Origin of the sequence: Actinopolyspora lacussalsi, assembly GCA_030803735.1 — a bacterium.
GTDB classification, from domain to species: Bacteria; Actinomycetota; Actinomycetes; order Mycobacteriales; family Pseudonocardiaceae; genus Actinopolyspora; species Actinopolyspora lacussalsi.
The window spans coordinates 3,039,773-3,054,185 of sequence record JAURUC010000001.1 but is presented as its reverse complement, the minus strand read 5'-3'; the positions used below and the strand labels follow the sequence as shown (position 1 = coordinate 3,054,185).

11 protein-coding genes are annotated in these 14,413 nt (G+C 66.7%); 10 read left to right on the top strand and 1 reads right to left on the bottom strand.

The features are described from left to right. Positions 1–398: 398 nt before the first annotated feature. From J2S53_RS13560 to J2S53_RS13520, 9 genes are all read left to right on the top strand, one after another. Positions 399–3,317: an aminotransferase class V-fold PLP-dependent enzyme gene (locus J2S53_RS13560; protein WP_456241260.1), complete on the top strand. Its 2,919-nt coding sequence runs from the start codon at positions 399–401 to the stop codon at positions 3,315–3,317. Then, positions 3,304–4,629 carry a cytochrome P450 gene (locus J2S53_RS13555; RefSeq protein ID WP_456241259.1) on the top strand — a complete coding sequence of 442 codons (1,326 nt, stop codon included), beginning with the start codon at positions 3,304–3,306 and terminating at the stop codon, positions 4,627–4,629. Before J2S53_RS13560 ends, J2S53_RS13555 begins: the two co-directional genes overlap by 14 nt. A gap of 69 nt (positions 4,630–4,698) precedes the next feature. Next, the gene (locus tag J2S53_RS13550) at positions 4,699–6,183 is read left to right on the top strand and encodes an anthranilate synthase component I family protein (RefSeq protein WP_456241258.1); all 1,485 of its coding nucleotides are present in this window, start codon (positions 4,699–4,701) and stop codon (positions 6,181–6,183) included. Beyond that, positions 6,180–6,767: an anthranilate synthase component II gene (locus J2S53_RS13545; RefSeq protein WP_456241257.1), complete on the top strand. Its 588-nt coding sequence runs from the start codon at positions 6,180–6,182 to the stop codon at positions 6,765–6,767. The genes J2S53_RS13550 and J2S53_RS13545 overlap by 4 nt, the downstream gene beginning before the upstream one ends. Continuing rightward, positions 6,760–7,791, top strand: a complete 1,032-nt coding sequence (gene trpD, locus J2S53_RS13540) for an anthranilate phosphoribosyltransferase (RefSeq protein WP_456241256.1) — start codon at positions 6,760–6,762, stop codon at positions 7,789–7,791. The genes J2S53_RS13545 and trpD overlap by 8 nt, the downstream gene beginning before the upstream one ends. Further along, positions 7,788–8,591, top strand: coding sequence for an indole-3-glycerol phosphate synthase TrpC (gene trpC / locus J2S53_RS13535; protein ID WP_456241255.1), 804 nt, complete (start codon positions 7,788–7,790; stop codon positions 8,589–8,591). Before trpD ends, trpC begins: the two co-directional genes overlap by 4 nt. Continuing rightward, positions 8,588–9,793, top strand: a complete 1,206-nt coding sequence (gene trpB / locus J2S53_RS13530; RefSeq protein WP_456241254.1) for a tryptophan synthase subunit beta — start codon at positions 8,588–8,590, stop codon at positions 9,791–9,793. The genes trpC and trpB overlap by 4 nt, the downstream gene beginning before the upstream one ends. After that, positions 9,793–10,578, top strand: a complete 786-nt coding sequence (gene trpA, locus J2S53_RS13525) for a tryptophan synthase subunit alpha (protein WP_456241253.1) — start codon at positions 9,793–9,795, stop codon at positions 10,576–10,578. The genes trpB and trpA overlap by 1 nt, the downstream gene beginning before the upstream one ends. Continuing rightward, complete coding sequence (locus tag J2S53_RS13520; protein ID WP_456241252.1) at positions 10,569–11,987, top strand: class II 3-deoxy-7-phosphoheptulonate synthase; 1,419 nt, start codon at positions 10,569–10,571, stop codon at positions 11,985–11,987. Before trpA ends, J2S53_RS13520 begins: the two co-directional genes overlap by 10 nt. Here the strand turns inward: J2S53_RS13520 and J2S53_RS13515 are convergent. Continuing rightward, positions 11,956–12,987 carry a glutathione S-transferase C-terminal domain-containing protein gene (locus tag J2S53_RS13515; RefSeq protein WP_456241251.1) on the bottom strand — a complete coding sequence of 344 codons (1,032 nt, stop codon included), beginning with the start codon at positions 12,985–12,987 and terminating at the stop codon, positions 11,956–11,958. The genes J2S53_RS13520 and J2S53_RS13515 overlap by 32 nt on opposite strands. 180 nt (positions 12,988–13,167) lie before the next feature. On the opposite strand from J2S53_RS13515, the gene J2S53_RS13510 reads away from it, so the two are divergent. After that, complete coding sequence (locus J2S53_RS13510) at positions 13,168–14,403, top strand: acyl-CoA dehydrogenase family protein (protein ID WP_456241250.1); 1,236 nt, start codon at positions 13,168–13,170, stop codon at positions 14,401–14,403. Positions 14,404–14,413: the final 10 nt, after the last annotated feature.

Sequence of the window (14,413 nt, the reverse complement as noted above, 5' to 3'; positions counted from 1 at the left end):
TCACTCCTTCGGGCGAGCTCGCTGTAGAGCTGTGCGGGAGGGAACCGCGGTGCTTCGGAACCCGATGATGCGGCCCCTTTCCCGGGCCGTTCGCGTCCTGGATCACCGGTGGACGGGGGCGGGGCGAAACACGCGGGCGACCAGCGTGGCCGCGGCCTCCTTCGAACGGTGGGGTCGGCTTCGCCCGCACCACCTCCCCACGGGCGATCCGTGCTCGACACCGATTCGGTGTCCTCCGAAAAGCACGGACGGATAGCGATTCGAGAGCTGCCGAAGAGAGCGACGAGAGGTTTTCTCCATAGATTTCCCGGCAGACGCGAAAGCTGGGTCGATGCCCTCTGAAGCGTCGTCGTGGAGAAGGTGATCCTTCTCACCGCGTTTCCGGAAACGAGGGGAAAATGACGGAGACCAATCGTTCGATGAAAGCGATCATCGTGGGAGCGGGACCGGTCGGATGTCTGGTCGCCATCGCTCTTCGCTCCCGGGGCATCGAGGTCGAGCTCTATGACAAGGGTTCCGACATCCGGCTACTCCCCCCGGGCAAGGGGCACTCCTTCAACCTGACGCTGACCCAGCGCGGACTGGATTCGTTGGACGAGCGGGTCACCGACCTGCTGTACGCCAACGGTGTGCCGTTGCCGCAGCGGGTGATCCACCACACCGACGGAAGTCTTTCCTACCAGCCGTACGGGCCCTCGGCGGAACACAACCTGCTATCCATACCTCGGGGAATGCTGCATCGTACCTTGCTGGACGAGGCCGACCGGGTGGGAGCCCGATTATTCTTCGACTACACCTGCGTCCGAGTGAATCCGGTGGCGGCGCGGGCGCACTTCGCCGTGGACGGCACGGAGGTACATCACTCCGAGGCGGACATCGTCATCGGCTGTGACGGCGCGAACAGCATCGTCCGGCACGAGATGAGCCGCAGGGGTGCGCGGATGCAGCTGTCGCAGGACTACATCGACCACGGGTTCATCGAGCTGGAGATGCCTCCGGACGTCAACGGTCGACACGCGTTGATGGAGGCCCTGCGCGACCGGCGACAGCCCGCCAGTCAGGAACACGGCCTGCACGTCTGGCCACGGGGCGAGTTCATGCTGCTGGCCCAGCCCAACGTCGACAACAGCTACACCACCAGTCTGTTCATGCCCCTGCGGCGCGACGCCCCCGAGGAGCAGGACTTCCACGGACTGCGCACCCCCGAAGACGTGACCGCGCTGTTCGAGCGGCACTTCCCCGACATCACCCATCTCCTGCCGAAGCTGACCACCGATTTCTTCGCGGCGCCGCCGGCGTCGTTGAAAACGGTCAAGGTGCATCCCTACCACTTCGGCCGGACGGTTCTCATCGGCGATTCGTCGCACACGATGGTTCCGTTCTACGGCCAGGGGATCAACTGCAGTTTCGAGGACGTCCGCCAGTTTCTGGCTATTCTGGACCACAACTTGGCGACGTTCTCCGGAGATGGTGCGATCCAGCGGTCCGTCTCCGAATTCACGGAAACCCGTAAGGGGCCGGGTGACGCGATCGCGGAACTGTCCCTGCTCAACCTCCAGGAGCTGACCTCCCGGACGGGGGACTCCGCCTACCACACCAGGAAGCGGTTGGAACGGGAACTGCACCAGAACGCTCCCGACAAGTTCATCCCGCTCTACCACATGGTCGCGTTCACCGAGATCCCCTACGACGAGGTAGTCGAGCGGCACCAGCAGCAGTCCGCGGCGCTGGACGAGCTGTGCGGTCGCTTCGACATGGCCACCGAGGCGGATCGCATCATCGAGTCCTACACCGCTGTCGACCACTTCGACGGCTTGGCATCACTGCTGTCGACTCCGTCCGGATCGGAACTCGAACTCGCCCGCGACCAGATGCGGGAGATGCTCGACGCGGTCACCGACCGCATCATGGACTACCAGGACAGGATGTCGGGTGGCGGATATCCGGCATCTTACCTGCAGGACTCCGAGCCCGCCGACTACGACGAGGGGCGACGGGCCAGCGCCCTGCTACGCGAGGACGACATCCCCCGGGTCGGATCGGACCTCGACTCCCTGCTGTCGGACATCTTCGAGCGGGTGATCACCAACGGCATGGTGCACCCGCATCCGGGGATGCTCTCGCACGTGCCCTCCGGAGGTCTGTTCCAGGCCGCTGTCGGTGAGTTCATCGCCCGAATACTGAACAGGTTCGTCGGAGTCTGGGCGGCGACGCCGGGATTCACCCAGATCGAGTCCAACGTGATCCGCTGGTTCTGCACGATGCTCGGCTACGGCGAGGGATCGTTCGGTTATTTGACCACGGGCGGTTCGATCGCCAACTTCATGGGCGTTCGGTGCGCGGTGGACAACAGCGGGGACACCGGGGGGCGGCTCGCCACCGTCTACGTGTCCGACCAAGGCCACTTCTCCGTGGAGAAGGCCGCCAAGCTGGCCGGAGTCGACCCCTGCCGGGTTCGGACGATCGGGACCGACGACGACTACACGATGGACGTCGATCAGCTGCGCGATCGGGTCGAGCAGGACCGTGGGCGGGGACTGATCCCGACACTGGTCGTGGCCACCGCGGGAACCACGAACACCGGAGCCGTCGACGATCTGCGAAGGATCAGCGAGTTCTGCCGGCAACAGGGCGTCTGGCTGCACACCGATGCTTGCTTCGGTGGTTTCTTCGGCATCACCGAACGAGGCGGGAAGCTGCTGGCCGGAATCGAGGAATCGGACTCCATCGCGGTGGACGCGCACAAGTCGCTGTTCCTGCCGCACGGCACCTCCGCGCTGCTCGTTCGGGACCGGACGAACCTGCGGGCCGCGTTCGAGGTTCCCGGAGCCAGCTACATCCCCGAACTCACCGACGACCCGGAGTACGTCGACTTCTGCAACTACGGACCGGAACTGACCCGGGAAGTGCGCGGTCTGACGGCCTGGTTGCCGATCAAGATGCACGGCATCGACGCCTTCGCCGACACCCTGGACCAGAAGTTGGACCTGGCCGAGCGGCTGTCGGCCTGCCTGGCGACCTTCGAGGAACTGGAGGTCGTGGCCAGGGAACGGACGCATCTGCCGGTGATCAACTTCCGAGTGCGGGCAGCCACCCCCGAGGAATCGGCCGAACGTACCGAACAGCTGTGCAAGCTCATCCGCGCGCGGGCGAACGTCTACGTGACCACCACGCGGCTTCCCCGCGAGGGCCTGGTGATCCGGGCGTGCGTGATGCACCACCGGACCGGGCCGCTCATCGTCGACCAGCTTCTCGAAGACGTCCGAGGCTCCCTCAAGGAAATGACACAGGAGGCACTCAGCCATGACATCCACTGAACTCACGACGGGAGCGCCCCCGGGGCCGACCCTGCCGACCGAGCAGCAGAGCGAACTGTTCCAGCGGGACCCGTTCGGCTACGTCCGGCGGATGCGGGACGAATACGGAACCATCTTCACCCTGGAGCTCGGTGCGCTGGGCAACGAGGGGCTCACCGAGGTCGACAACAACGGCAAGTGGGTCTTTCTCTCCCGGCCGCACCAGCTCAGAACCATGTACGGAGTGGACGAGGGCGTCGCCAGCGGTGCCGCGGCCAACCAGGTGTTCTTCGGCACCGACGAAGCCTCCGTCGGCTACATCGACGGTAGGTCGCACCGGCGCAGACGCGGCCAGATCATCCCGGCGTTGACGAGCAGGCGTGACTATGTCGGCTTGGTCGCCGAGGTGGTGGACCGTTGTGTGGCCGAGTGGCCCAGGGGTGAGGAGATCGCGTTGTTCCCCCGACTTCAGCGCATCACCTCGGAAATCATCGTCGAGATCGTGTGCGGCAATTTTCGCGAGGACGACCGCCGCGAACTCGCGGCACTGCTGCCGGGAACCGAAAACGCCGAGCTGGGGCCGGAGGGAGCCGCCACGGCCGAGCGTGCGATCAAGAATCTCGTCGCCGACCGCCTCGACGGACATCTGGCGAAGTCCGACCGCGCCGGTGACGACGACATGCTCGCCACGCTGCTGCGGCACGCTGCCGACGGTGACGAGTCGCTGACCGACGAGGTCGTGCGGGACGAGGTCTTCAGTCTGCTCTACACCGGCTTCGCGACCACGGCCAACACGCTGTCCTGGGTGTTCGCCGAAGTGCTGGCGCATCCGGCCGTGCACGAGCAGCTGCTCGGAGAACTCGACGATCGTTTCCGGCGACGCCCCCTCCGACGGGACGACTTCGCCGAGCTGAAGTGCACCGAGGCGACCATTCTGGAAACCCTGCGACTGCATCCCGTGTCGGCGCTGAACGGGGTGCGGATGGTCAACGCGGAACTGGAGATCGACGGCCACACGATTCAACCGGGCACGATCCTGGTCCACTGCGCTTATCTCCTCCAACGCAGTGACGAGGTGTTCGACCAGCCGGAGACGTTCCTGCCGCGACGCTTCCTGAACACCCGTATCGACCCCTACGAACTCGGTTCCTTCGGAGGCGGTTCCCGAACGTGCGTCGGCAGGAACTACGCGAAGGAGGAGATGCGGGTCATTCTCGCGCTGGTGCTGTCCTCGGTGCGGATGACCAGGAGTTCCGGGGTGCCGAATGCCGAGCAGCAGGGCCTGTTCATGGCCCCGGCGGACGGAACGCGCTGCGTCGTCACGGATCCGTGAGTCCACCGCGGTCGGCGGAAGTCGTTCCCGCGCACCACATCGAGCCGGACACCGACGAGAGAGACGACCATGACACGTTATTTGGAAGACACGGCGATACAGACACGCGACCCCGAATGTGTGCCGGGGCCCGCCGAAGCGGCGGCGCTGGCAGTGGATTACCCGGTCATCCCGCTGCACCGGGAGTTCCTCGCGGACACGGTAACTCCGGTGACGCTGTTCGCGCAGCTCTGCGGTTCGGACGAACCGGGGTTCTTGCTGGAGGGCGTGCCGACCTCCGGCGAGAGCGGACGGTACTCCTACATCGGATACCGGCCGAAGTTGCTGGAGATCGACTCCGAGGACCCGTTGACGACGGTGTGGGAGCTGATCGATCGATCGATCGCACCGGTTCCGGGACTTCCCCCGTTCCACGGTGGCGTCGTGGGCTACCTCGGTTACGAGACCGCACGGCACTTCGAGAACCTGCCCGTAGCCGAGGAGCCCGCGCCGAACCTGCCGGAGTCGGCGTTCCTGCTCACCGACGATTTGGTGGTCGTCGACCACGCGACCCGCAAACTGCTCCTGGTCACACTGCACCGGCCGAACCAGGAGAGTTACACCGAGGCGGTGCGGCGCATCGACCTGATGCAGTCCGGCCTGCGCACCACCGTGCTCCCCGGGCCGGAGGACGGACCAGTCCCCACCACCGACCCCGACTCCGATCCGGCGGACCTCGACGAATGGCGCTCCAACTTCAGTCGCGAGGAGTACGAACGACGAGTGCGCCGGGCTCGTGAGTACATCGCGGCAGGTGATGCTTTCCAGATCGTGCTCTCGCAGCGGTTCTCCAAACCGCTGCGCGCCGACCCGATCGATGTCTACCGGCAGTTGCGCGCCACCAACCCCTCGCCGTACCTGTACCACGTCAGCCTCGGAAACGGTCGGCACATCATCGGCGCCTCACCCGAGTTGCTGGTCAAGAACGAGGGCGGAAGGGTGCAGACCCGTCCGCTGGCTGGCACCCGACGACGGGATCCCGACGCGAAGGACGATCTCGTGTTGGAGAACGAGCTGCTGGACGACGAGAAGGAGAAGGCCGAGCACGTGATGCTCGTCGACCTGGGACGCAATGACCTCGGTCGAGTTAGCCAGACCGGATCGGTGCGGGTGGACAGGCTCATGGAGGTCGAGCGCTTCTCGCACGTGATGCACCTGTCGTCCACGGTGTCCGGCAGGCTGACCTCGGACGCGGACGCACTCGATGCGCTGCGGGCGACGTTTCCCGCCGGAACCCTCAGCGGCGCTCCGAAGATCCGGGCCATGGAGATCATCTCCGAGTTGGAGCGACAGCGCCGAGGTGTCTACGGCGGAGCTATCGGCTGTTTCAGCCACGGCGGCAACGCCGACCTGGCCATCGCGTTGCGCACCCTGGTCGTCGCCGACGGCATGGTGCACGTGCAGGCCGGTGCCGGTGTCGTCGTCGATTCCGACCCCACCGCCGAGTACCAGGAGACCCTGCACAAGGCCCGTGCGCTGTTCGCCGCGGTCCGGCGAGCGGAGGCGATGTCATGAGCCCGAGCGCCCGTCGAACGCTGGTGGCCGTCCTGGACAACTACGACTCGTTCACCTACAACCTCGTGCACTACCTCGCCGAGCTCGGTGCGGAACCGGTCGTGTACCGCAACGATGAGACGACAGTGCCGGCGCTTCTCGGACACGACCGGTTGGTGATCTCGCCGGGGCCGTGCTCTCCGGAGCGGGCGGGGATATCGGTCCCGGCGATTCGGCAGCTCAGTGGTCGGATACCGATCCTTGGCGTGTGCCTGGGGCACCAGAGCATCGGTGCCGCTTTCGGCGCCGAGGTGGTGCGCGGCGATCCGGTCCACGGCAAGACCTCGAAGATCGAGCACGACGGCAGCGGAGTCTTCGCCGCGCTGCCCAATCCGCTGTCGTCCACCCGCTATCACTCACTGGTCGTTGATCCCGCCTCGATACCGGAGGATCTGGTGGTCAACGCTTGGAGCTCGGAGGGCGTGGTTATGGGGCTGCGCCACCGCGAGCACCCGACCTTCGGCATGCAATTCCACCCCGAGTCCGTACTCAGCGTCGAGGGCAAGCAACTCATGGCGAACTTCCTGGAGCCGAACCATGCGTGATCAACTGAGAACCGTCTGCCGGGGCCATTCGCTCACCGAGAACGAAGCGGAGTCGGCGTTCGGCTCGATCATGCGAGGTGAGCAGTCACCGGCGCGGATCGCCGGGCTGGCGATGGCGATGGCCGCACGTGGCGAGACCGTCGACGAGATCGTCGGCATGGCCACCACCGCGCGTTCCCTCGCCCTGCCGGTGCCTTTCGAGGGTGACGTCCTGGACGTCTGCGGTACCGGCGGGGACGGCCACAACACCTTCAACATCTCCACCGCCACGGCTCTGGTCGTCGCCGCCTGCGAAGTGCCCGTCGCCAAGCACGGCAACCGCAGTGTGTCCTCGAACTGCGGCAGCGCCGACGTGCTGGAGGAACTCGGCGTCCGTATCGACTCCGAGCCGCCGGCCGCCGCGCACTGCCTGCGTGAGATCGGCATCACCTTCTTGTTCGCGCCGGTGTTTCACCCGACTTTCAGGCGAGTCAGCTCGATACGCCGGGAGCTGGGCGTGCCGACGGTGTTCAACCTGCTCGGTCCCCTGTGCAACCCGGCGGGGGCCAGGTATCAGACGCTGGGCGTGCCCCGGCCTGACCTGGTAAGGCCGATGGCCGAGGTGCTGGCACGGCTGGGCGTGCGCCGGGTGATGGTCTTTCACGCCGAGGACGGCATGGACGAGCTCAGCCTCGGTGCCCCGTCGCGGGTGGTCGAGATCCGGGAAGGCAGCTGTAACGAGTACCGGCTCAGCCCCACCGAGCTCGGGCTGGCCCCGGCGCACGCCTCCCGGCTCGCCGGAGGGGACCGCAGGCTCAACGCCGAGATCATTCGCCGCGTCCTGGCAGGCGATCCGGGGCCGGCCAGGGACGTGGTGCTGCTCAACGCGGCCGCCGGGCTGCGCGCGGCCGGACGCGCCGAGGACTGGCACGAAGGGACGGCGCTGGCCTCGCGGGCGATCGACAGTGGCGCCGCGAGCGCACTGCTCGCCCGCTGGACCGAGGTTTCCCGCGAACAACCACAACCGATGAGGAACACGGTATGACTACTGCGACCAGCGGGCCGTCCAGGACCATGCTGACCGCCCTCGTAGCCGCCTCCCGGCGGCAGACCGATCGACGCCGGACGGTCCGTCCCCTGACCGACCTCACCCGCGGCGCCGACAGGGCGGAGCCCGCTCGAGATCTGTCGGCCGCGCTGAGCCGTCCCGGACTGAGCTTGATCGCCGAGATGAAACGGCGCAGCCCCTCGAAGGGCTCTCTGACAGACAGCTACCGGCCGGGGGAGCTGGCTCGGGTCTACGACCGCTCGCGAGCCTCGGCGATCTCCGTGCTCACCCACGAGGAGGGATTCGGAGGTAGCCCCGAACACCTGCGCCTCATCCGCCCCGAAACATCGCTGCCGTTGCTGCGCAAGGACTTCGTCACCGACGAGTACCAGGTGGTCGAGGCACGTGCGCTGGGGGCCGATGCCGTGCTGCTCATCGCCTCCGTGCTGTCCACCGAGCGGATGGCAGCCCTGCTGAAGTGCGTGAGGGAACTCGGCATGGAAGCTCTCGTGGAAGTCCACGACGAGGACGAGGTCGACACCGCCTTGGAAGTGGACGCCCGGGTCATCGGTGTCAATCACCGCGACCTGCACACCTTCGGCATCGACATGACCCGCACGGAGCGGTTGCGCGCGCGGATCGGTCACGACCGCGTGCTGGTCGGCGAAAGCGGCCTGCGTTCGGTGACCGACGCGCGCAGGTTGCGCCGCGCCGGCGCCGACGCCGCTCTGGTCGGCGAATCGCTGATGCGGTCGAGCCGCCCCGAGGGGAAGATCGAGGAGTTGAGCCAGGTATGAACGACGGCGGATTCGGACGCTTCGGCGGACGCTACGTACCGGAGACGCTCATGGTCGCGTTGGACGAGCTGGCGACCGCGTGGCGGACGCTACGGCACGATCCGGAATTCCTCACCGAGCTCCGCGGCCACCAGCGGAAGTTCGTCGGGCGGCCCACCCCACTGTACGAGGCGCAGCGACTGTCCGAGCACCACGGTGGCGCCACGATCCACTTCAAGCGGGAGGACCTGTGCCACACCGGTGCGCACAAGCTCAACAACGCACTGGGACAGGTGATTCTGGCCGTTCGGATGGGGAAGCAGCGCATCATCGCCGAGACGGGCGCGGGACAGCACGGTGTGGCCACCGCAACCGTGTGCGCGCGGTTCGGGCTGGCCTGCGTGGTCTACATGGGTGTCGAGGACATGCGGCGTCAGGAGGTCAACGTACGGCGCATGCGCATGCTCGGTGCCGAAGTGCGCGCGGTGGAGTCCGGCACAGCCACGTTGAAGGACGCCACCTCCGAGGCGATCCGGGACTGGGTGACCCACGTGCGCGACACGCACTACGTCATCGGTTCCGCGGTCGGACCCGCTCCGTATCCCGAGATGGTGCGAGACCTGCAGCGAGTCATCGGGGACGAGGCACGTGAGCAGTACCTGAGCGAGTTCGGGACACTACCGGACGTCGTCATGGCCTGCGTCGGTGGTGGATCCAACTCCATCGGTATGTTCACCGCTTTCCGCGACGACCCCGGTGTCGAACTCGTCGGTGTCGAGGCGGGCGGACGCGGTCTGGTCTCGGGAGAGCACGCGGCGGGTGCAGCCGGAGGCACACCGGGAGTGCTGCACGGCAGCTACAGCCTGCTGCTGCAGGACGCGGCGGGTCAGATTCGGCGGACGCACTCGGTCGCCGCCGGACTGGACTACCCGGGAGTCGGGCCGGAACACGCGATGCTCTCCGATACCGGCCGAGCCAGCTATCTCCCCGTCGAGGACACCGACGCCCTGGCCGCCTTCCGGTTGTGCACGAGCTCCGAGGGCATCATCCCGGCGCTCGAAACCTCGCACGTGCTGCACCACGCGGGAGTGCGGGCCCGAGCTCTCGGCCGTGGCGGCCATATCCTGGTGTGCTTCTCCGGTCGCGGGGACAAGGACCTGCACACCGTTGCCGAAACAGAGGTGCCCGCCGACGAGCCGGCGGCCGTGCCGGGAGGTGCGTGATGACGACGACAAAGCCTGGTTCGGTGCTGAGCACCCGGCTGCGCAGGTCCGACGGCGGACTCGCACTGGTGCCGTACTTGATGGCGGGTCATCCCGACAGGAACACCACCGTCGAGGTCGGACGCAGACTCGCGGGTTCCGGCGCGGCGGTCGTCGAACTGGGAATGCCCTACAGCGATCCGCTGGCCGACGGGCCGGTCATTCAGCACGCGGGGCAACGGGCCCTCGACGCCGGGACGACCACCGAGGGGTGCCTGGAGGTGGCCGCCGAGATCGCCGCGGAACACGCCGCGCCGGTGGTGTTGATGACCTACCTCAACCCCGTGCTGGCCTACGGGGTGCGCGAGTTCGCGCGCGACGCCGCGCAGGCCGGGGTGTCCGGCGTGATTCTGCCCGATCTGGCGGTCGAGGAATCCGCGGCCGTGGCCGGGGAGTTGACTGCCGCCGAGCTGGATCCGGTGTTCCTCGTCGCGCCCACCAGTTCGGAGGAACGTGCCGCGGCGATCTGCGACGCCTCGCGTGGCTTCGTCTACGCGGTGACGCTCACCGGCATCACGGGTAACCGCGACACGATGCCCACCGGAGTCGGGGACGTGTTGGCGCTGGCCAACCGACACACCTCGTTGCCGGTAGCCGCCGGGTTCGGCATCTCGACTCCGCGGCATCTCGAACAACTGCGCGGCCACGCCGACGCGGCAGTCGTCGGCAGCGCGATCGTGGCGGAAATCGAGGCGGGGCGCGACCCCGTCGGCTTGGTGAAGGAGTTGTTGACAGCATGCGGATGAACGACGTGCTCACTCAGGAGCGGCCGGAGAACTCCGCCGCGCTCACCACGTTCCCCGACGCCGTGCACCATGCACCGAGCTGGTGGGACCTGGACTCCTGGCGCGGGCGTCCGGTCCAACAGCAGCCCGATTGGCCGGACCAGGAAAGGCTGGCCGAGGTCGCTGAGCGGATCTCGCTGTTACCTCCGCTGGTCCCGCCCGGCGAGATCCAACGGCTACAGCGGCGGCTGGCGGGAGTGGCCGAGGGCAGGGCGTTCCTGCTGCAGGCGGGCGACTGCGCGGAACGCTTCGACTCCTGTGCCGAGGCGGAGGTGCGCGGGAAGGTGCGGACCATCCTTCGGATGGCCGTGCTCATGACCTACGGTTCCGGTCTGCCGACAGTCACCGTCGGCAGGATCGCGGGGCAGTACGCCAAACCGCGCAGCAGTCCCGTGGAGACGGTCGACGGCGTGGAGTTGCCGGTCTATCGAGGCGACATCGTCAACTGCCCGGAACCCTCGCTGCCCGCGAGGACGCCGGCTCCGGAGCGCCTGATGAAGGCGTACCACAGCGCGTCGGCGACGCTGAACGTGCTGCACGGGCTCGTTCGGGAAAGCGGCACCGAGCTGCACCGGTTGCACACCGACAACGAGGACTTCGTCCGTCGCACCGGCGGACGAAGCCATGCCGAGATCTCCGAGGACGTCAATCGGGCGCTGCGGTTCATGTCCGCCTTCGGGATGAGTGAAGGCGCGGCATCGAACGAGCTCTACACGTCCCACGAGGCGTTGCTGCTGGACTTCGAACAGGCGCTGACCCGATACGACCCCGAGACCGGTCGCTGGTTCGACACCAGTGCGCACATGGTGTGGGCGGGAGACCGAACGCGTCAGCTCGACGGCGCGCACGTCGAGTTCCTCTCCGGTGTGGCCAACCCGGTCGGGGTCAAGATCGGTCCGTCGACCGATCCCGAACAGTTGCAGGAGCTGTGCGACCGGCTCGATCCCGGCTATGTCGCGGGCAGACTGGTGCTCATCTCCCGGATGGGGGCCGAGCAGGTCCACGATCTGCTGCCGCCACTGCTGCGCGCGGTACGCGAGACCGAACATCCGGTGGTGTGGGCGTGCGATCCCATGCACGGCAACACGTTCCGCTCGAACAGCGGGTACAAGACCCGTCGGCTCGCCGACATTCTCGCCGAGATCGATGGGTTCTTCACCGTCGCGGGGCAGGAAGGGGTGCGGCCCGGCGGGCTGCACCTGGAACTCACCGGCGAGCACGTCACCGAATGCCTCGGTGGCCTCGAGAAGGTGCTCGACGTTGACCTGGGAACTCGCTACGAGACGGCGTGCGATCCCAGGCTCAACGCCGGGCAGTCCGTCGAACTGGCTTTCCGGGTCAGCGAGCTGCTCCAGTCGCACCTGCGCTGAGCGGATCCGTCCAGCGCTCATCGTCCGGAGCGGGACCGGGGGGTGTGCCGTCTCCGAACGGCCGCCCCCCGAGCTCCTGCCTGCCGTGCGGTCGCCACCAGCCCGACAGATCCGGCCCCTCCGGGATGATCCGGTTCTCGTCGAGGTGGGGCAGCACCAGGTGATAGTGCCGCTTGATATCGGAGAAGTGCACCGTGTCGCCGAACCCCGGAGTCTGGAACAGGTCCCGGGCGTAGGCCCACAGTGCGGGCATCTCGGTGAGCTTGTTCCGGTTGCATCGGAAGTGTCCGTGGTAGACGGAGTCGAACCGCACGAGGCTGGTGAACAAGCGGATATCGGATTCGGTGATCGTCTCGCCCACCAGATAGCGCTGACCGGTCAGGCGCTGTTCGAGCCAGTCGAGTCGGTCGAACAGCTTACGGAAGGCCGCGGAGTACTGCTGCTGGGTTTCGGCGAGGCCGCAGGTGTAAACGCCGTAGTTCAGGTCGTCGGCCAACAGGTCGTTGATCTCGTCGATCTCGTCCCGCCGTTCCTCGGGATACAGGTCGGGAGCACCGGGACGCTGGTACTCCCCCCACTCGGTGGCCAGATCGAGCGTGATCCGGGTGTGGTCGTTGGTGGCCAGCTTGCCGCTGGTGATGTCCACGATCGCGGGCACGCTTACTCCGCCGTCGTAGTCGGGGTCAGCTGCCCGGTAGGCCTCGGCGAGGAACTCGATGCCGAGTACCGGGTCCCGTCCGGCGGGGTCGAGGCCGAAGTGCCAGCTTCGGTCGTCCTGGATCGGATCGGTGACCGCCAGCGACAACGCGTGTTCCAGCCCCATCAGACGGCGCGTCACCAGAGCTCTGCCGGAGAACGGGCAGGCCCGGCTGACAACCAGCCTGTATCTGCCGCTCTGTACCGGCCACATGCCGTCCGCGGCTATCCGTGCGGTGAAATCAACCGTCGAAGGTGAGTTCTCGTCAGAGTCCGGGAAGAAGACATTCTCTGCTGCGTTCATCATTCCCATTCTCGCGAAACGAAGGGTCGGCGAACACCCGTTTTTCATGAAGACCTTCGCACCGCACACCGGGTTTGAGAACGAGCTGAGAGAACCCGGAGAGACCCCTTCCATAACGTCTTCACCAGGCGGCACCCGACGGTGACGCCGGACGAACAATCACTGGACTGGAGATCGGACATGACCATCACGGTAGGATCACAGGCCTTTCTCAATCCGCAGTCACCGGGACACTGGACGACTCGTCCCACCACCGCACAGGAATGGGAGCAGCGGGCCTATGAAGTAGCGGAGATCCTCGCGGTCGATGCCGCCGAACGGGACCGGGCGAACCAGACACCGTACGCGGAGGTGGCGCTGCTGAAGGATTCCGGCCTGACCACACTGCTGGGGCCCACCGAGCACGGTGGCGGCGGGCAGGAGTGGTCGACCGCGTTCAGGGTGGTCCGTGCGGTATCCACAGCGGACGGTTCGATCGGGCACCTGCTGGGCTACCATTACCAGTGGAACTTCGTGCCTCGCTTCATCGGGACCCCGGAACAGGCCGCCCGCTTCGAGGCGGAGGTGGCACGCGACAATCTGTTTCTGGCCGGAGCCATCAACTCCCGGGACAAGGATGTGGTGATCACCGACAAAGGTGACCACCTGGTGTTCAACGGCAAGAAGTTCTTCGCCACCGGCTCCAGGGTTTCCGACCTGACCTGCCTGGAAGGCGTGATCGAGGGAACCGGCACCCACGTGTTCGCGATGGTACCCAGCCAACAGGCGGGCCTGACGCCGATGAACAACTGGGACAACATGGGACAGCGGCTGACCGAGAGCGGCGGCATGTTCATCGAGAACATCCACGTTCCCTGGGAGGACGCGCTCGGTTTCGTCGACGGCGAGTTCCGGTCCACTCCGTACGGCACCATGCAGATCCCGACCGGCCAGCTCGTCATGGGCAGCTTCTGGCTGGGCATCGCCCGCGGCGCGCTCAACGAGACCGTCAAGTACACGCTGACCAACGGCAAGCCCTGGGGAGGTTACGAGCACACCTACGACGAACCCAGCGTGATCGACACCATCGGCGACCTGACCGCGAAGCTGTGGGCCGCCGAGGCCCTCGTCGACCAGGTCGCCCAGGAGAACGTGGAGATCCACCGTGACCCAGCGGCGCTGACCGAACGCGGTCGTGGTGAGCACAAGATCCGAACCGCCGCGGTCAAGTCGCGTGCCGACGAGGTGGCTCTGGAGATCACGAACCGCATCTTCGAGGTGAGCCGGGCCCGCTCCACTGCCACGAAGTACGGCTTCGATCGGTTCTGGCGCAACGTCCGCACTCACACGGTGCACGACCCGGTCGCGTACCAGCGCCGCGAGCTGGGGCGTTACCAGCTGTGCAACGAGGTTCCCGAGCCCGGCTGGTACTCCTGACCATCCACTT